Here is a 19,386-nt window from a genome sequence, read left to right as displayed (position 1 = left end):
CTCTTATATAAAACGCGCTTATTTTTTAATAAAAGATAATTATTGTAAATGTAATGACTATTCCCTTGAAAAACTTACAAAAAAAACAACATCAATCCGATATGGGTTTGATTGTTTTGTTGTTACTGAGTCTTTGTATCATTGCAATGCTATCGCTCAGTGCAGGGGAAATTTGGTATTGGCCAAACCAATGGATGGATGATTCTGCACAATTATTTGTCTGGCAAATTCGCTTACCTAGACTCCTTGCGGTGATCACCATTGGGGCAGCATTGGCAGTAACGGGCGCTATCATGCAAGCGTTATTTGAGAACCCATTAGCAGAGCCGGGATTGTTAGGGATCAGTAACGGTGCTGGGGTTGCAGTTGTTTTTACCGTATTGCTCTCATCGGGCATTACCTATTATTGGCTAGTGAGCATAAGTGCCATTATTGGTGCGTTAGTTCTCACGGGTGTTTTACTCTATTTTGCTCGCCATCAACATTTGAATAACGCCAGCTTATTATTAGTTGGCGTTGCGCTTGGCGTGATCAGCGGTGCGTGCATGACATGGATGGTCTACATGAGCAGTAATTTAGATTTACGCCAATTACTGTATTGGATGATGGGTAGTTTCAGCGGTGTAGATTGGCGTCAAATAGAATTAGTCATTGCCTGCCTACCGTTTTTATTTTGGGTAATAGCTCAGGGACGAATTTTAAATTATTTATTACTGGGTGATATTCAAGCCTATCAATTGGGTATTTCTACGCATCGCTGGCGATTAATATTAATTATCATTACCGGAATATTAATTGGGCTCAGTGTAGCAATTGCGGGGGCAATTAGTTTTATAGGATTAGTGATCCCCCACATATTAAGGCTAAGTGGGATCACCGATAACCGTTTTTTATTACCAGCCTGTGCAATTGCTGGGGCGCTATGCTTATTAATTGCAGATTTGTTGTCCCGATTACTGATAGACAATGCTGAAATTCCGATTGGCGTGATTACCGCAACCTTGGGCGCCCCTATTTTTATTTATCTTCTCGTCAAAAATCATACATGGCGACAGTAATATGAATAAAACAGTGATGATTGAAACGCAAAATCTGAGTGTGGAAAACCGATTACGGGATATTAACCAGTCCGTTTTTGCAGGGGAGCAGATACACCTATTAGGTGCCAATGGGGCAGGAAAAAGCACATTACTTTCAGCGTTGAGTGGTTGCACATCATACACAGGAACGATTTTTTTTAATAATCTCAATCTGAAGGATTATGCTGTTCAGGATGTTGCAAGGTATCGTTCGTATCTCACACAGCAAACAGGAGTTTTGCCGAGTTTAAAAGTGTTTCAATACTTATCCTTGTTTATTGAGCTGCATGTTGTTCCACCCACGATTTTTAGCGAGTTATGCGAAGATTTCCAACTTTCACCATTATTATCTAAGCCTATTAACCAATTATCTGGTGGGGAATGGCAGCGAATTCGGATTGTCGCTGTATTTTTACAGGTATGGGATAGGGACTGTTTGAGCGGAAAAATAATCTTATTTGATGAACCAATAAACAATTTAGATATTATTCAGCAAGGAATGCTAGATAAATGGGTGAAATGTTTTTGTCATTGCGCAGGAACAGTTATAATGAGTGGACATAATCTTAGTCATTCTTATAAAAATGCAAGTCGAATTTGGATGATGAAGAAAGGCGCAATTATCTATGCAGGTGAGCCTGACAATGTCATGACAGAAAGTCATTTGTCAGATGTATTTATGGCTGATATAAAACTCAATCAGAGCTCATCGAATAAAGTATGGCAAATTAACGATCATACTAATTAGCTAATCGTGTTCTTATTGCCCGTATCACGGCAATTATTGCAGTAATGATGACTGGTGTTGAGGTTCGGTTAAAGTAATTTTAACTAGAATATCCTATTCATAATGAAACTAGGCTACAAACAATATGAGCAATTTCCTTCCGTTTTCAAAACCAGCAATCGGGGATGAAGAGGTTAAGGCAGTAGAAAACGTTCTGCGTTCAGGCTGGATCACGACAGGCCCACAGAATCATCAATTAGAAGAAGATTTTTGCAAACGTTATGGTTGCAAGCATGCGATTGCCCTTGCATCGGCAACTGCTGGTATGCATGTTGTTTTGATGGCGCTGGGTATTGGTCCAGGCGATGAAGTTATCACTCCGTCACAAACATGGGTTTCAACTATCAATATGATTGAGTTGCTAGGTGCAACGCCAGTTATGATTGATGTTGATCGTGATACCCTTATGATTCAGCCAGAAGCGGTAGAAAAAGCCTTAACGAGCAAAACGAAAGCGATAATCCCTGTTCATTATGCTGGTGCTCCTTGTGATTTAGATGCCCTACGTGCCATCGCACAAAAAGCGGGCGTTTTCCTCATTGAAGATGCGGCTCATGCAGTCGGAACACGCTATAAAAATGAGTGGATTGGTGAGAAGGGCACGGCCATTTTTTCATTCCATGCCATCAAAAATGTGACCTGTGCGGAAGGTGGTTTAGTCGCTACTGACGACGATGCACTCGCTCAGCGTGTTCGCGCATTAAAATTTCATGGTTTAGGCGTCGATGCGTTTGATCGCCAAATGCAAGGTCGTAAACCGCAAGCCGAAGTGGTTGAGCCGGGTTTCAAATATAACCTATCTGATATTCATGCGGCGATTGCAGTAGTACAATTGTCCCGCGTTGAGCATTTAAACCAGCGTAGAGCTGAACTGACGGCACGCTACCGTGAGTTACTGAAAGACTCTCCATTACAGATGTTATCTGTGCCAGAATACCCACATTTACACGCCAACCACTTATTTATGGTGCGTGTTGATGAGTCAATATGTGGTATTGACCGCGATGCATTTATGGAGAAGTTGAAAGAGCATAACATTGGTACGGGGTTACATTTCCGTGCAGCTCATACGCAAAAATATTACCGCGAAAAATACCCAGAGCTGTCATTACCAGAATCAACATGGAATAGTGCAACGCTTTGCTCATTGCCTCTGTTCCCAGACATGACTGACGCGGATGTTGAACGGGTAGTGAGTGCGATTAATACAGTCCTTTTGGAGTCAAAATAGTGTCATTAGCTGATGAATTTGATGAGATTAAAAAAGTCTCAGTGGTAATCCCTGTTTATAACGAAGAGCAAAGTTTGCCTCAGCTGTTAGAACGTACGATTAAGTCCTGTAAACAACTGACTCAAGCTTATGAGTTAATTTTGGTTGATGATGGAAGTAGTGACCGTTCTGCAAAAATGTTGGTTGAAGCGGCTGAAAATCCAGATAACCATGTCATTGCGATCATTTTAAACCGCAACTATGGTCAACACTCTGCGATCATGGCGGGTTTCAATCAAGCGGATGGCGACTTAGTTATCACTCTCGATGCGGACTTACAAAACCCACCGGAAGAGATCCCTCGTTTAGTGCAAACAGCGGCTCAAGGCTATGATGTTGTTGGAACTCGTCGCGCTAACCGCCAAGATTCATGGTTCCGCAAAACGGCATCAAAAATGATCAATGCGATGATCACCAAGGCGACAGGTCGTTCAATGGGTGACTACGGTTGTATGCTGCGTGCCTATCGCCGTCACATCATTGAAGCCATGCTTCAATGCCATGAGCGCAGCACATTTATTCCTATTTTAGCGAATACATTTGCGCGTAGAACCATCGAAATTGATGTAGCGCATGCTGAACGCGAGTTTGGTGATTCAAAATACAGCTTTATGAAGCTGATTAATTTAATGTATGACTTATTAACTTGTTTAACGACTGCGCCTCTGCGTCTGTTAAGCGTGGTTGGTAGCATTATCGCTGCTGGTGGCTTTGTGCTAGCAGTGTTGTTAATTGTTTTACGTTTACTGTTCGGTGCGAGCTGGGCAGCTGACGGCGTATTTACACTGTTTGCGATACTCTTTATGTTTATCGGCGCGCAGTTTGTTGCTATGGGATTATTGGGCGAATACATCGGTAGGATCTATAATGATGTGCGCGCGAGACCTCGTTATTTTATTCAAAAAGTCGTCGGTGCAGACCTTAAAACCGACAAAAATCAGGAAGAAAACTAATGAAAGCTATTGTTTTTGCCTATCATGATATTGGCTGTGTAGGGATAAAAGCGCTTGAGAAAGCGGGTTTTGATATTCAGGCAGTATTTACTCACACTGATGATCCAAATGAAAACCACTTTTACTCTTCTGTAGCTCGTGTCAGTGCAGATATGGAACTTCCTGTTTTCGCTCCAGAAAACGTTAACCACCCACTGTGGATTGAACGTATTCGTGAGATGAAACCTGATGTGATTTTCTCTTTCTACTATCGCGATATGTTAAGCGAAGAACTGTTAGCATTAGCACCGAAAGGCGCTTTCAACCTGCATGGTTCTTTACTGCCTAAATACCGTGGTCGTGCACCAATCAACTGGGCACTGTTAAATGGTGAAAGCGAAACTGGCGTAACGCTGCACAAAATGGTCGCTAAAGCTGATGCTGGCGACATTGTAGCGCAAGAAAAAGTGGCTATCACGGACACTGATACTGCTCTGACGCTGCACGCTAAAGTTCGTGAAGCAGCGGAAGTTCTGTTAGACAAAACTTTGCCATTAATTGAAGCGGGCAGCTATAAAACTGTTGCTCAAGATGAGAGCCAAGCAAGCTACTTCGGTCGTCGTTGTGCTGATGACGGTCAAATCGACTGGAGCCGCAGCGCGAAAGAAATTAGCTGCCTGATCCGCGCAGTGACTGAACCATACCCAGGCGCGTTCACCTATTTAGGTGCACGTAAAATGATCGTATGGCGTGCGCGTGTATTAGACGATAACCAAGGTAAAGCTGCGGGTACCGTATTATCTAGCGACCCACTGCGTATTGCTTGTGGTCAAGGCGCACTGGAAATCGTTAGCGGTCAAAGCGAAACCGGTTTATACATGCAAGGCAACCGCCTAGCTAACGAAATGGGCATCGTGACTGATGTTCGCGTTGGTGCTAAACCAACTGCGCAAGTTAAGCGTCGTAAACGTGTTCTGATCTTAGGTGTGAACGGCTTTATCGGTAACCACTTAACTGAGCGTCTGTTACAAGATGACAACTACGATATCTATGGTATGGATATTGGTTCATCTGCAATTGAACGTTTCATTGGTAACCCTCGTTTCCACTTCATCGAAGGTGACGTAAGCATCCACACTGAATGGATTGAGTACCACATCAAAAAATGTGACGTTATTCTGCCACTGGTTGCTATCGCGACGCCAATCGAATATACCCGTAACCCACTGCGTGTATTCGAATTAGACTTCGAAGAAAATCTGAAAGTTGTTCGTTACTGCGTGAAATACAACAAACGCATCATCTTCCCATCCACTTCTGAAGTTTATGGTATGTGTGATGATAAAGAGTTTGATGAAGACGAATCTCGTCTGATCGTGGGTCCAATCAACAAACAACGTTGGATTTACTCTGTATCTAAACAGTTACTTGACCGAGTAATCTGGGCATACGGCGCGAAAGAAGGTCTGAAATTCACCTTATTCCGTCCATTTAACTGGATGGGTCCACGTTTAGACAGCCTGAACTCTGCGCGTATTGGTAGCTCACGTGCTATTACTCAGCTGATCCTGAACTTAGTTGAAGGTTCACCAATCAAGTTAGTCGATGGTGGTGCACAAAAACGCTGCTTCACAGATATCAAAGATGGTATCGAAGCACTGTTCCGCATCATTGAAAACAAAGACGGCAAATGTGATGGTCAAATCATCAACATCGGTAACCCAACTAACGAAGCAAGTATTCGTCAGTTAGCGGAAATGCTGTTAGAAAGCTTCGAAAAACACCCGGCTCGTAGCAAATTCCCTCCATTTGCTGGCTTCCGTGAAATCGAAAGCGCTAGCTACTATGGTCAAGGTTACCAAGACGTTGAGCATCGTAAACCAAGTGTTGAAAATGCACGTCGTTTACTTGACTGGGTTCCGACTATCGACATGAAAGATACCATTGAAGAAACATTAGACTTCTTCTTACAGGGTGCTGTAGAAGAGCTGGAAAGCAAAAAATAATGAAAAAAGTTGGCTTGAGAATCGATGTGGACACCTATCAAGGTACATTGAAAGGGGTTCCTCAATTACTTAAAGTGCTCAAAGAGCATGATATTCAGGCCAGCTTTTTCTTCAGTGTAGGACCCGATAATATGGGGCGCCATTTATGGCGCCTTTTGCGTCCTAAATTTCTGTGGAAAATGCTACGGTCAAATGCGGCATCTTTGTATGGTCTGGATATTTTACTGGCGGGTACTGCGTGGCCAGGTAAAAAAATCGCCAAAGATTTAGGCTATCTGATGAAACAGACCTTGGAAGCTGGGCACGAAGTCGGCTTACATGCATGGGATCATCAAGGATGGCAAGCCAAAGTGGCTAAATGGAGCGAGGCTCAACTCACTGAACAAGTGAAATTGGGTGTCGATGCATTGCAGCACGCGACAGGTCAACGAGTCACTTGTTCTGCGGTAGCAGGGTGGCGTGGTGACGAGCGTGTACTCGAAGTTAAACAAGGATTTAATTTTGACTACAACAGCGACTGCCGTGGAAAATTCCCATTTAGACCTATCTTACGTGATGGTTCATTGGGAACAGTGCAAATTCCTGTGACGTTACCGACCTACGATGAAGTCGTTGGTACAGTGGTAACAGACGAAGAATTTAATGATTTTATTCTTCAAGCAATTAAAGATGACCAAGGTGTTCCGGTTTATACTATCCATACGGAAGTGGAAGGAATGTCAAAGTCACAACAATTTTCACAATTATTGGAACGAATTAAGCAAGAAGAAATCCAATTCTGTACATTGAGTGAATTGTTGCCTGAAGACATCAATACGCTTCCAAAAGGAAGAGTGGTTCGCGCCCCATTCCCGGGACGAGAAGGTTGGCTGGGCTGCCAAGAAGAGGAATAAAATACCCATGTTGAATAACCGAGCGAGCAAAGTAGGAGCCTCTCTGCTGGCTCTTTTTTTTGTCTTGACCTATTTGCTGCCGTTAAACAGTCGTTTACTTTGGCAGCCGGATGAAACCCGTTATGCGGAAATCAGTCGCGAAATGCTACAACGCGGCGACTGGATCGTGCCGTACATGCTGGATATTCGTTACTTTGAGAAACCAGTAGCGGGGTATTGGATCAACAATATTAGCCAAATGATTTTTGGTGACACAAACTTTGCCGTTCGTTTTGGTTCTGTTTTCTGTATTTTATTGAGCACTCTGCTGGTTTACCGCATGGCAAAAATGATGTGGCGTAATAGCCATGTTGCTTATGTGGCAAGCTTTATCTACATCTCGATGTTCTTGGTGTTTGCCGTAGGGACATACAGCGTTCTCGACCCGATGCTATCGTTATGGATAGCCGCCAGTATGTTTTGTTGCTTATGGGCAATGAAGGCTCGAGAGGTTAAAACCAAACTCGCCGCGTGGGGCGCTCTTGGCTTGGCTTGCGGTATGGCATTTATGACTAAAGGCTTTTTAGCCTTAGCCATTCCCGTCATCGTGATGCTGCCTATCACCTTGTATCAAAAACGTTTCCTTGAAATGCTCAAATATGGTCCATTAGCGATTATCACTGCGGTGATCATTAGCTTGCCATGGGCATTGGCAATCGCCAAACAGGAACCGGATTACTGGAATTACTTCTTCTGGATTGAGCATGTGAAACGCTTTACGGCGGATGATGCTCAGCACGTCGCGCCATTCTGGTACTACATTCCGATTATTTTACTTGGGGCTATTCCGTGGATGGGCTTAGTACCTGGCGCATTAATTAAAGGATGGAAAGAGCGTAAATCTAGCCCAGATATGTTCTTTTTATTATGTTGGTTTGTGGCTCCGGTGATTTTCTTCAGTATTTCACGCGGGAAGCTACCAACTTACATGCTGCCATTTATGGCGCCATTAGCGCTGCTAATGGCGAAATATGGTGTGGATTGTGTGCGCAATGGCACCATGAAGGCATTGAAAGCCAACGGAATTATTAACATTGTTATCGGGATTGCCGCCGTGATAGCGGTAATTATCGTTAGCAGCGTGATCAAAAAGCCTCTCTATGAGCATGATGAATGGTCAAAAATGGTGCTGGGGGTTGTGGCGTTTTCCATTTGGGCGATCATCGGCTATCTCTGCACCGTATTAAATGCGAAATATTGGCTGTGGGCGGCATCTTGCTCATTGGCGGTCAGCTTATGTATTGGTAGTGCATTACCAAATAACACTATTGATTCGAAGTTACCGCAGAATTTTATTCATCAAAATCATGATCTCTTGATGAATAGCCAATATTTGATGGCAAGTAACGTCGGCGTAGCTGCGGGGCTGGCATGGGAAACCAAAAATTCCAATATTTATCTCTATAATAGCAGCGGTGAATTAACCTATGGCTTGGAATACCCAGACAGTGCGCATCGTTTGGTTAAACCAGATGAATTTGCGGCATGGCTGGCAAAAGCTCGCCAAGAAGGGCAGGTCACCGTGGTGTTCTTGTTAGGTAAAAAAGAAGGGTTGCCAGACATTCCGAAGCCGGATGAAGTCATTAAGAATTCCCGTATGGCAATAGTGGTTTACCATAAACAATGATAGCGCAATTACTTCTGTTACTCCTTGTCAGTGTATTGACTTGCATTGGGCAAATTGCCCAAAAGCAAGCCGTTGTAACTTGGCAAGGAGACAAACATAATAAAGCCGCATCTGCCATTCGTTGGCTGATGCTGGCGGTATTAATGCTGGGATTGGGGATGCTGTTTTGGCTAAAGTTATTGGAAACAATGCCACTCAGTATTGCTTACCCGATGCTCAGTATTAATTTTGTCTTAGTCACATTGATAGGGCAATTTGTCTACCATGAGCAAACTGGACTAAACCATTGGCTCGGAGTTGCCTCAATCATGATAGGAATACTACTGATGAGTATAAGTGTATGAATAAAGGATACTTATGGGTACTCGGTAGTGCGCTATTAGTCACCGTCGCACAACTCAGCCTGAAAGCGGGGGTTGTGGAGCTACCTTCATTCACGTTGGGTTGGCACTGGTTACAGCTAGAATGGCTGGCAGATAATGCGGTAAGTTTGGGGACTATCTTTGTTGGGTTAGTCTGCTATGCACTATCGATGCTGTGCTGGCTATTTGCATTAAAATATATTGCGCTCAATAAAGCTTACCCACTTATCAGCCTCAGCTATGTGTTTGTTTACATATTGGCGGTGGTGTTGCCATGGTTCAATGAACCCGCAACGGTGTTAAAAGCGGCGGGGATTGCATTTATTTTGTTAGGCGTATGGCTGATCAGTCGACCTTCTAAGCCTTTAACGAAAAAAGCTAAATAGCATCAGATAATTAGCCTTAGGTGTTTGTTTTTTATGCGCTGCACTGTTGTTTATTGTATATTATAGTCTCGCGTATTAAGATATCACTTAAGGTTATTATTTTGTGGTTATCTATGCCCGCTGGTTATCTATAAGGTACGCTATGATAGTGAATCTCAAATACCTACCATTGCTGTGTTGCCTCGTGCTGATTGGTTGCTCTTCATCCGTAAAACGGACGTCAGCACCGCCAATGAAAACCCAATTGTCTGATCCTATAATGACTATCGCTCAGCTCAAAGACCAACTGAGCCAGTGGTATGGCACGCCGTATCACTATGGCGGCATGAGCCAAAATGGTGTGGATTGTTCGGGTTTTGTCTATCGAACATTCAGCGATCGCTTTGCGATTGAAGTCCCGCGTACGACGGTTGACCAAACACGTTTAGGTACGCGCATTGATAAATCGGATTTAATGCCGGGTGACCTTGTATTCTTTAAAACGGGATCAGGGGAAAACGGCCTGCATGTTGGGATTTACGATACTGACAACACCTTTATTCATGCATCGACCAGTAAAGGTGTGATGCGTTCATCGATGGATAATAGCTATTGGCGAAAAGTGTTTTGGCAGGCGCGGCGCATCTAATTTCGCTTCATTCCTCATTAATTCCTCAATGATTATGCTATCTTAGGGGCAAGTTTTGCTTTTAGGATAGCCGAATGTCTACATTACGTTTATTTATCTCTGAATCCTTCGATCCTTGGTTTAATTTAGCGGTTGAAGAGACTATTTTTCGCCAAATGTCAGCTAACCAACGCGTGATGTTCCTATGGCGTAATGCCGATACGGTGGTCATCGGGCGCGCTCAAAACCCATGGAAAGAGTGTAACACCCGTAAAATGGAACAAGATAATGTTCGGTTAGCGCGTCGTAGTAGTGGTGGCGGGGCTGTATTTCAAGATTTAGGCAATACCTGCTTTACCTTTATGGCAGGGAAACCGGAATATGATAAAACCATTTCAACTCAAATTATTGTGGATGGGCTGGCAAAAGTCGGGATCCACGCTGAAATTTCGGGGCGCAATGATTTAGTCCTCGAAACTGAAAATGGTCCACGAAAAATATCAGGCTCAGCCTACCGTGAAACTAAAGATCGTGGCTTCCACCACGGTACTTTACTGATTAATACCGATTTAAGTCGATTAGCAAATTACCTCAATCCTGATCCTAAAAAACTGCAAGCCAAAGGGATCACCTCAGTACGTTCTCGCGTTGCCAATTTAAATGAGCTAGTACCTGATATTTCCCATGAAAAAGTGTGCGAAGGGATCATAAATAGCTTCTTTAGCTATTATGGTGAAACCGTCGAGCCAGAATATATCTCACCAGAGAAACTCCCTGATTTACCTAATTTTGCAGAGACATTTGCGAAGCAAAGTAGTTGGGAATGGAACTTTGGGCAAGCGCCTGCTTTTAGTCATATGGCGGATACTCGATTCCCATGGGGCGGTATTGAGTTTCATTTTGATATTGAAAAAGGCGTGATCACGCGTTGCCAATTTTTCACCGACAGTCTCGAACCATCCCCATTGGAATGGTTAAGCCAGCAATTGGTGGGACAAGTTTATCGAGCGGAAACCATCCGTCAGTTAATGACTCAAATGAAGACGCAGTGGCCTGCATTGGCTGAACAGTTTGCAGATTTAGAAAATTGGCTCGTTAACGAGCTGAGATAAAAAAAGAGCCGATAATTATCGGCTCAAAATATAGATTTCGTTGGAATGGGTGTTTGAGGGTGTAACGAAAATCTAATGCGCGCTTAATGATGGCAATTGCAAGTCATAAAAGTTTTGCATTCTGGTAATTCACCCGCTTGACGGAATTTAGCAGGGGTAGTATCAAAATGTTTCTTGAAAATACGCGTAAATGTGGCTTGAGAGCTAAAGCCATATTGCAACGCGATATCTAGAATAGGTAAGTTGCCTTCACGTAATGATTTAGCAGCTTCTAGCAGGCGACGTTTACGAACATACTCGCCTAGCGTGCAGCCTTTAAGCTCTTTAAATACACGCTGTAAATGCCATTTCGAATATCCGCTTTTATCCGCGATAGTATCGATTTTGATGCCTTCATTGCGTTGTAATTGGCTTTCAAGCCATCTAATGATTTCATTGACTACACTTTCTGACATATCTACCTCCTACTCTAGTAGGCTATTGTTCATTAATAACTAATAATAACTCATGAAATTATGGTCTATTCTTCCTTTTTTTCCGATATATCGATAGGCTAATCGTGCGGTTTTTGAATGAGAATAACTATTGTTACGATAGTTTTCATTGAAATGCGAAAAAATAAACATACACTGATGAATGTTAAAATGTATTTAAATACAGTTAGTTATGTTTGTTTTCATGGTTAAAAATAGGCTTGTTTAGCTTGCCAATAGACTTGTTCAAATTTATTGTTGGTGCTGTTCTATTTTATTAACCAAGTAAATTATTGAATTTTTATTTGATGTAATTATGAGCAAAGTAACTCAAGGTAATATAACAATTAACAGGAAATTCCGAGGTAAATTGTTTTCTTAACAATAGTGGGATGTATTGAAAGGTTCATTTACCCGTGAAATTTAAGATTGGGATAAATGAACCTGATTTCAATATGTAGTTACTGATTAATTACCACTGATAATTCACATTCCAATAAAAATTACGACCTTCCTGCGGTACGCCCATAGAAGAGACATAGTCTCTATCAAATGCATTCTTCAGGGTCAGGGTGGTATTTAGCCCTTTGACAAATTGGTCGGCTTTGTAGTTTACGTAAAAATCATGAACGCCATAACCTGCATATTGAATCACTTCACGGTGTTTGCGATCTAACCCGTTCTCTGTATTTTGGTTCGATGATTGATATTGTGAGTTCCCCATGAATTTAGTTTTTGCGGTAAATTCACCAAACCAACCCACGTTGACGCCACTGTTTGCAATTGGTGCATTGAAACGCATTATCAGTGTTTCAGGGCGAATGGACGATAGGGAATAATGCGTATCATCTTCTCGTCCGTCAGTGATATTGTGGTTGATATTGACGTCAAACCACTCATTTGAATATCGAATATGGCTATCAAACCCGGATATCGTTGCAGATGGAATATTCTCCAAGAATATTTGCGATGGGAACCAGTTTCCACTGACCTTCTTAAAATTACCGCCGGTCACGATGTGATTTTTTGACTTTGTATGGAAATAAGTTGAGCCAATTTGCAGTTCATCGCCCTGCAAAACAAAATTATCAAAACTGAAAACAAATCCAGCCTCAACCGTTTTATTTGTCTCTGGTTTTAAATCGGGAGATGGGCGGAAATCAGAGACAAGACCGAGTATGGGAACAGTAAAATGGTTGGAGTTATTGTAGAGTTCAGAGAGACGTGGGGCACGATAACTTTCGGCATAGGATGAATGTAACTTGACCCAACTCGTTGGTGTGACGGTAGCGGCAAAACGTGATGACCAATTGTTGTGCTGCTGTTTGCCAACATTTTCACGCGCAGTTTTGTAATGGGTAAAACGGGTTCCCGCAGACAAAGTCACAGGTATACTTTTTAGGCTTACATCATTGATTAACCACGCAGAAGCATTCGAAATCTCAGCTGGAGGGTAGCTTATAGCATATTCATTAGACACTTGATGTTGCTGAACATAATCAACTCCGCTTTGAACGTGATGGCTTAAACGTGGCGTATGTATGGAGAAGTCATTAGAAAACTGACTTCCATAGGTGTATTGATTACGTGTTTCGGTATCATAACTGTATGACGTAAAAATGTTTGATTTTTTCTGTAAATCTAATTGTGAAAGATGAAGGTTGGTGTAGTAAATCGACCAATTTGCCTGCCAATTCAATGGATTATCAGGTGTGAAATTTTGGTCAATGATAATGTCTTTTTGTATGGTTTCCCTCTGATGCGGGGAGTTTTTAAATTTAGGTTGACGGGTGTCAATGACCTCGGGTTGCTTCAAGTCAATGGCATCATTGCGGTATTCTTTGTACTGCAAACCAATAGAATAGGCCGGAAGCGCATACCACGTTGTTTTGAGTAACCAGTTATGCACAGATTCATGATGGTCATACTTATTAGAGACAGGAGAGCTAGCGAGCTGTTTTTTCCGTTGAGTGTAACTGATGACGCCATCTAGTGGACCTAAATGCCCTAAAAGCGTGGCTCCCGCATGATAGCTGTGGTCGTTACGATTCATTCCGCTGAATAAACGACCACCAAATTTTTGGTCAGGCTCAAGAATATCCGATGGCGTTAACGTTTTGATGGAAATAGCTCCAGCCAGTGCGCCGCTTCCATGTTGTACAGAAGATGCGCCTTTATGAATATAAGCTTTACTGATCAATGATGGATCAATGAAGGTGGCATCAAATAAGCCTGAATAAAAATCTTGGGGAACATTATCCACCATAATTTTTACGCCACGTGAATCGTAGCCTCGCATCTGCACTGACTGCCCATAGGTACTACCTGCTCCAGTCACAAAAATACCCGCTTGACCCTTTAATAAATCGAGAGCAGATGAGGCAGTTTGTTGTTCTGGTGCTGTAGTATCAATGACCTCAAATTGTTCGGCAACAGCAAATTTTTCGTTATTTAGAGGGGTAGAGGTTACGTGGATCACGTCGTTAGCGGCTAAGGTTATGGTACTGAACCCAGTCATAGCAAGGGCGACGGTTAATGTTGATAAAGAAAATGCTTTGCTGTGTGAAGCATCTGAAGTTGATGCTGATCTCAATGTAAACGCCATTAGGAAATCCTTTCCTGAGTAATATGATTCTGGCTACCGAGATAATAAAAAATTATCTTGGGTGGCTTATAGTTAAAAACGAGAATCATTATCGTTAATAAAATGGCTGTATCAAGTATTTTTTAGTTAATAATGCTGCTTTATTTAAAACAATGGGTTAATTATTTCATTGAATGAATATGTTTGTGGTGAGTGATTTGGGCGGGGAATGAAAATAAGCGCTTTAGATTGAAAATAAGCCAAAGCGCAGGGGGCATTTTTGGATGAAAAAGGTTATTTAAAGCGGAAGTTAACTGCGTCAGCCAGTATTTCAATCAATTGTTCAGTGTCTTCCCAGCCTAAACATGGATCGGTAATCGATTGACCATAAACTAGAGGTTGGTCTGCACAGATTTTTTGATTGCCTTCTTTTAAGAAGCTTTCTGCCATTACACCACTAATTGCTGTGGAGCCTTGCTTAATTTGTTGAGCAATATCTTGCGCCACATCTAATTGGCGACGATGAATTTTCTGGCAGTTACCATGGCTGAAGTCCACCACTAAATGCTCAGCTAAACCAAATTCATTTAATTTTTCACAAGCTTGTGAAATGTACTGCGCTTCATAGTTAGGCTTCTTGCCACCACGCATAATGATATGCCCATGAGGGTTACCACTGGTTTGGTAGATTGTCATCTGCCCGCTCTTATCTGGTGATAAAAACATATGCTGCGCTTTGGCGGCACGAATAGCATCAATAGCGATATTGATATTACCATCGGTACCATTTTTAAAACCAACAGGGCAGGAGAGCGCTGATGCCATTTCACGATGGATCTGGCTTTCGGTGGTACGAGCGCCAATCGCTCCCCAGCTAATTAAGTCAGCAATATATTGTCCTGTCACCATGTCGAGGAATTCAGTAGCGGTTGCTAATCCTAATTGATTAACTTCAATCAAAAGCTTGCGCGCTAAACGAATGCCGGTGTTCACTTGGCATGAATTATCAAGATGCGGGTCAGAAATTAAGCCTTTCCAGCCCACAACGGTACGCGGTTTTTCAAAATAGGTGCGCATGACAATTTCTAAGCGATCTTGATATTTTTGACGTAACGTATTTAGCTTATTAGCGTATTCAATTGCGGCATCAATGTCATGAATAGAGCAAGGACCTACAATCACCAGCAAACGCGGGTCTTCACCGGATAGGATCTTTTCAATTCGTTTGCGTGACGCTGTCACGTTATCGGCGATTGCTTGGGATATCGGAAATTCCTCAGCGAGTGTTTGTGGCGTAATTAAACTGTCCACTCGCTGAGTTCGTAACTCATCTGTTTTATGCATTTTGTTTCTCAAAACTTTTACTCGGCTGGGCCATTTCGTACAGCCGTATTAGTGACTAAGGTCACAATAAACGAAACTGGCTCAAATTCAAACCACCAACTTGGGTTGAATGAATAATTTTTTATATTTTATTTTGCTAAAAAATACGACGCTGTAATCCCATCGTATCAATCACTTTGGCTGAAATTTCTTCAACAGAGTAGTTGGTAGTATTTAAGTAATTGATTTTATTCTGCCTAAATAAAGCTTCTACTTCAGCAATTTCAATACGACACTGGCGAAGCGAGGCATAACGGCTGTTTTCTCTGCGTTCTTCACGAATTGCGGCAAGACGTTCAGGACTGATAGTTAAACCAAAAAGTTTATGGGTATAGGGACGTAATGCGGCAGGCAGCTGTAAATTGTCCATATCATCGGCAGTGAATGGGTAGTTGGCAGCTTGTATGCCAAATTGCATTGCTAAATATAAGCTTGTTGGTGTTTTACCGCAGCGAGAGACACCGATTAAGATTACTTGCGCTTGTTCAAGGTTACGTAATGAAATGCCATCATCGTGAGCGAGGGTATATTCAATTGCTGCAATACGGGCATCATACTGATTCATATTCTGCATGGATAACCCGTGAGTACGATTGAGTTTTGGCTCCGGTTCTAATCCGACTTCTCGCTGTATTGGGGCGACCAAACTTTGTACGATATCCTGACAAAAGCCCGCGCTTTGAGTGATGATTTCTTTGACTTCTGGGGAAATTATTGAATAAAACACCAGCGGCCGAAGGTCTGTTTCAGCATAGATAGTGTCAATTTTTTGTTTAATTTCAAGCGCTCGTGCTTGTGTAGTAACGAACGGTAAGGTGTAAGAAATAAAGGATAATGGGAATTGAGATAAGACGGCATGCCCTAACGTTTCAGCCGTGATTGCGGTGCCATCAGAGATGAAAAAAACGGTACGTTGAACTTGGCTGGCATTTTTACTCATAGAATTTAATTCGCTCATAACTGGCTTCTTTTTATCGTGTTTTTTCTGAGTTTCGGAAAATATTGTAAGTGAATAAACATTTAAAAATCATTTCTGGGGGGAAGTATAGACAAATTTTGAACAATTTTTAGAACAAAAAAATTTTATTAATTGATGGAACGATTCACCAGTCCATCTTCCCATAACGTCTGTGCTAGTCTATTCGCGAGGCGAATTTTCGCCAACGAGATTTTTTACGATTTGTTGTCTGTCACTAAATTGCTATAAAAGGATCGCTTTCAATGTCCACAAATGGCCTTACTCCGTGTAATGTACTTTGGTATAACCAATTAGGGATGAACGATGTTGACCGTGTTGGAGGCAAAAACGCTTCCCTCGGTGAAATGATCACCAACTTGTCCGATCTTGGTGTATCCGTACCAAACGGTTTTGCGACAACCGCACAGGCGTTTAATGATTTTCTGGAGCAGAGCGGTGTAAACCAGCGTATTTACAACCTGCTAGATGAAACGGATATTGATGATGTGAACCAACTGGCGGCAGCCGGTGCTCAGATCCGCCAATGGGTGATTGATACCCCATTGACGCAAGCATTAGAGCAGGATATTCGTGAAGCTTTCCTTCAATTGTCTGAAGGTGAAGCAGAAGCGTCATTCGCTGTTCGCTCATCAGCAACCGCTGAAGATATGCCTGATGCCTCATTTGCTGGGCAGCAAGAGACATTCCTCAACGTTCAAGGGATTGATGCGGTATTGGTTGCCATTAAACATGTATTTGCGTCGCTGTTTAATGACCGTGCTATTTCTTACCGTGTACACCAAGGCTACGATCATCGTGGCGTCGCGTTATCTGCGGGTGTACAACGAATGGTGCGTTCTGACCTCGCTTCTTCCGGCGTTATGTTTACTATCGATACTGAATCTGGTTTTGACCAAGTCGTGTTTATTACCTCCGCATATGGTCTCGGCGAGATGGTTGTACAGGGTGCGGTAAACCCAGATGAGTTCTATGTCCATAAACCAACCCTACAAAATAATAAGCCTGCGATTGTACGTCGTACATTAGGCTCTAAAAAATTGCAGATGGTCTATGCCGACAGTAAAGAGCACGGTAAACAAGTGAAGATTGAAGATGTGCCAGAAGCACTACGCAATCGTTTCTCTTTAGCCGATCACGAAGTGGAAGAGCTGGCTCGCCAAGCTTTACAGATCGAAAAACACTACGGTCGTCCAATGGATATCGAATGGGCAAAAGATGGTCATAATGGTCGTCTGTATATTGTTCAAGCGCGTCCGGAAACCGTTCGTTCTAACCAACAGGTTATGGAGCGTTATAAACTGAAAGACCGAGGGCAGGTCTTAGTTGAAGGTCGTGCAATCGGTCATCGCATTGGCGCAGGTTCGGTTAAAGTCATCCATAACTTAAGTGAGATGGATAGAATTCAGCCGGGTGACGTATTAGTGACGGACATGACGGACCCCGATTGGGAACCTATCATGAAAAAAGCCGCTGCTATCGTGACAAACCGTGGCGGTCGTACTTGTCATGCGGCGATCATCGCGCGTGAGCTTGGTATCCCTGCTGTTGTTGGTTGTGGTGATGCAACTGAACGCCTGAAAGAAGACCAAGAAGTCACGATTTCTTGTTCTGAAGGGGATACTGGCTTTGTTTATGACGGTAAATTGGAGTTTGAAATCCACAGTTCAGAAGTGAACGACATGCCTGATTTGAACGTCAAAATCATGATGAACGTGGGTAACCCAGACCGTGCATTTGATTTTGCGTGTTTACCAAACGAAGGTGTCGGCTTAGCAAGACTCGAATTTATCATCAACCGTATGATCGGTGTTCACCCAAGAGCGCTGTTAGAGTTCGATGCTCAGACGCCAGAATTACAAGCAGAAATCCGCAATATGATGGTCGGCTATGATGACCCTGTTGAATTTTACGTTAGCAAGCTGACGGAAGGGATTTCAACACTCGCCGCGGCATTCTGGCCAAAACGCGTGATCGTGCGTTTATCTGACTTTAAATCCAATGAATATGCCAACCTCGTTGGTGGCGATAGATATGAGCCTGAAGAAGAGAACCCAATGCTGGGCTTCCGCGGGGCGGGGCGTTATGTGTCAGATAGCTTCCGTGCATGTTTTGCGCTGGAGTGTGACGCTGTTAAACGTGTTCGTAATAAGATGGGCCTGACTAACGTTGAAGTGATGATCCCGTTTGTTCGCACAGTAGCACAAGCCGAATCTGTGGTTGCTGAGCTGGCAAAACATGACCTGAAACGTGGTGAGAATGGCTTAAAAGTGATTATGATGTGTGAAATCCCATCTAACGCACTGTTAGCTGACCAGTTCCTTGAGCATTTTGATGGCTTCTCCATTGGTTCTAACGACATGACTCAGTTAACCCTCGGTCTTGATAGAGACTCTGGTGTTGTATCTGAATTGTTTGATGAACGTAATGATGCGGTTAAGGCAATGTTGTCAATGGCAATTAAGGCTGCGAAGCGTCAGAACAAATATGTCGGTATTTGTGGGCAAGGCCCATCAGATCACCAAGATTTCGCACAATGGCTGGTGGATGAGGGCATTGATAGCCTATCGTTGAACCCAGACACAGTAGTGCACACTTGGCTAACAATCGCTGGAAATCAATAATTTAATTATTCATTTTTAGATTGTTCATTATAAGAAGGTCGGTAAATAATTATTATTTGCCGACCTTTGTTTATATATAGAGACAACCTATTACAGCGATAGAATTAAACTCAATGTAAGTTTAATTTACGTAAATATTCATAATATATTATTCAGATTTTCAGCAAAATAAAACTATAGTCTCATAAATGGATTCGTTATTAATGTTAAATAAAAAGTTATTAAATAATTAAAACCATTAAATCC

16 protein-coding genes are annotated in these 19,386 nt (G+C 42.5%); 12 read left to right on the top strand and 4 right to left on the bottom strand.

Features of this window, described 5'->3' with window-relative positions; translation table 11 throughout:
- Positions 1–53 precede the first annotated feature (53 nt).
- From btuC to JK188_RS09820, 11 genes are all read left to right on the top strand, one after another.
- The gene (gene btuC, locus JK188_RS09870) at positions 54–1,058 is read left to right on the top strand and encodes a vitamin B12 ABC transporter permease BtuC (protein WP_211885331.1); all 1,005 of its coding nucleotides are present in this window, start codon (positions 54–56) and stop codon (positions 1,056–1,058) included.
- A 1-nt stretch (position 1,059) separates the two neighbouring features.
- Positions 1,060–1,827, top strand: coding sequence for a vitamin B12 ABC transporter ATP-binding protein BtuD (locus tag JK188_RS09865; protein WP_211885333.1), 768 nt, complete (start codon positions 1,060–1,062; stop codon positions 1,825–1,827).
- A 124-nt stretch (positions 1,828–1,951) separates the two neighbouring features.
- Positions 1,952–3,097, top strand: a complete 1,146-nt coding sequence (gene arnB / locus JK188_RS09860; protein WP_211885335.1) for a UDP-4-amino-4-deoxy-L-arabinose aminotransferase — start codon at positions 1,952–1,954, stop codon at positions 3,095–3,097.
- Positions 3,097–4,089 (top strand): undecaprenyl-phosphate 4-deoxy-4-formamido-L-arabinose transferase, encoded by a 993-nt coding sequence (arnC, locus tag JK188_RS09855; RefSeq protein WP_036950457.1) that lies wholly within the window; start codon positions 3,097–3,099, stop codon positions 4,087–4,089. Before arnB ends, arnC begins: the two co-directional genes overlap by 1 nt.
- The gene (gene arnA, locus JK188_RS09850) at positions 4,089–6,074 is read left to right on the top strand and encodes a bifunctional UDP-4-amino-4-deoxy-L-arabinose formyltransferase/UDP-glucuronic acid oxidase ArnA (protein ID WP_108479020.1); all 1,986 of its coding nucleotides are present in this window, start codon (positions 4,089–4,091) and stop codon (positions 6,072–6,074) included. Before arnC ends, arnA begins: the two co-directional genes overlap by 1 nt.
- Positions 6,074–6,967 (top strand): 4-deoxy-4-formamido-L-arabinose-phosphoundecaprenol deformylase, encoded by an 894-nt coding sequence (gene arnD, locus JK188_RS09845; protein WP_211885337.1) that lies wholly within the window; start codon positions 6,074–6,076, stop codon positions 6,965–6,967. Before arnA ends, arnD begins: the two co-directional genes overlap by 1 nt.
- Positions 6,968–6,974: 7 nt before the next feature.
- On the top strand, positions 6,975–8,633 hold the full coding sequence (arnT, locus tag JK188_RS09840) for a lipid IV(A) 4-amino-4-deoxy-L-arabinosyltransferase (protein ID WP_211885338.1): 1,659 nt from the start codon (positions 6,975–6,977) through the stop codon (positions 8,631–8,633).
- Positions 8,630–8,977: a 4-amino-4-deoxy-L-arabinose-phosphoundecaprenol flippase subunit ArnE gene (gene arnE, locus JK188_RS09835; protein ID WP_211885339.1), complete on the top strand. Its 348-nt coding sequence runs from the start codon at positions 8,630–8,632 to the stop codon at positions 8,975–8,977. Before arnT ends, arnE begins: the two co-directional genes overlap by 4 nt.
- Positions 8,974–9,381, top strand: a complete 408-nt coding sequence (gene arnF, locus JK188_RS09830; RefSeq protein ID WP_211885340.1) for a 4-amino-4-deoxy-L-arabinose-phosphoundecaprenol flippase subunit ArnF — start codon at positions 8,974–8,976, stop codon at positions 9,379–9,381. The genes arnE and arnF overlap by 4 nt, the downstream gene beginning before the upstream one ends.
- A gap of 142 nt (positions 9,382–9,523) precedes the next feature.
- On the top strand, positions 9,524–10,009 hold the full coding sequence (locus tag JK188_RS09825; RefSeq protein WP_036950443.1) for a C40 family peptidase: 486 nt from the start codon (positions 9,524–9,526) through the stop codon (positions 10,007–10,009).
- 74 nt (positions 10,010–10,083) lie between these two features.
- On the top strand, positions 10,084–11,100 hold the full coding sequence (locus tag JK188_RS09820; protein ID WP_211885341.1) for a lipoate--protein ligase A: 1,017 nt from the start codon (positions 10,084–10,086) through the stop codon (positions 11,098–11,100).
- A gap of 83 nt (positions 11,101–11,183) precedes the next feature.
- Here the strand turns inward: JK188_RS09820 and JK188_RS09815 are convergent, their stop codons facing one another.
- The 4 genes from JK188_RS09815 to ppsR form a co-directional block, all read right to left on the bottom strand.
- On the bottom strand, positions 11,184–11,555 hold the full coding sequence (locus JK188_RS09815; protein ID WP_006813273.1) for a helix-turn-helix domain-containing protein: 372 nt from the start codon (positions 11,553–11,555) through the stop codon (positions 11,184–11,186).
- Positions 11,556–12,045: 490 nt separating this feature from the next.
- Positions 12,046–14,178 carry a TonB-dependent receptor domain-containing protein gene (locus JK188_RS09810; protein ID WP_211885342.1) on the bottom strand — a complete coding sequence of 711 codons (2,133 nt, stop codon included), beginning with the start codon at positions 14,176–14,178 and terminating at the stop codon, positions 12,046–12,048.
- 273 nt (positions 14,179–14,451) lie between these two features.
- The gene (locus JK188_RS09805) at positions 14,452–15,501 is read right to left on the bottom strand and encodes a 3-deoxy-7-phosphoheptulonate synthase (protein WP_154599993.1); all 1,050 of its coding nucleotides are present in this window, start codon (positions 15,499–15,501) and stop codon (positions 14,452–14,454) included.
- 136 nt (positions 15,502–15,637) lie between these two features.
- Positions 15,638–16,480 carry a posphoenolpyruvate synthetase regulatory kinase/phosphorylase PpsR gene (ppsR, locus tag JK188_RS09800; RefSeq protein WP_154604422.1) on the bottom strand — a complete coding sequence of 281 codons (843 nt, stop codon included), beginning with the start codon at positions 16,478–16,480 and terminating at the stop codon, positions 15,638–15,640.
- 281 nt (positions 16,481–16,761) lie between these two features.
- On the opposite strand from ppsR, the gene ppsA reads away from it, so the two are divergent.
- Positions 16,762–19,140, top strand: a complete 2,379-nt coding sequence (ppsA, locus tag JK188_RS09795) for a phosphoenolpyruvate synthase (RefSeq protein ID WP_211885343.1) — start codon at positions 16,762–16,764, stop codon at positions 19,138–19,140.
- The last annotated feature ends 246 nt before the right edge of the window (positions 19,141–19,386 follow it).

It is taken from the genome of Providencia sp. JGM181 (assembly GCF_018257375.1).
GTDB lineage: Bacteria > Pseudomonadota > Gammaproteobacteria > Enterobacterales > Enterobacteriaceae > Providencia > Providencia lanzhouensis.
This window is presented reverse-complemented; position numbering and strand designations above follow the sequence as displayed.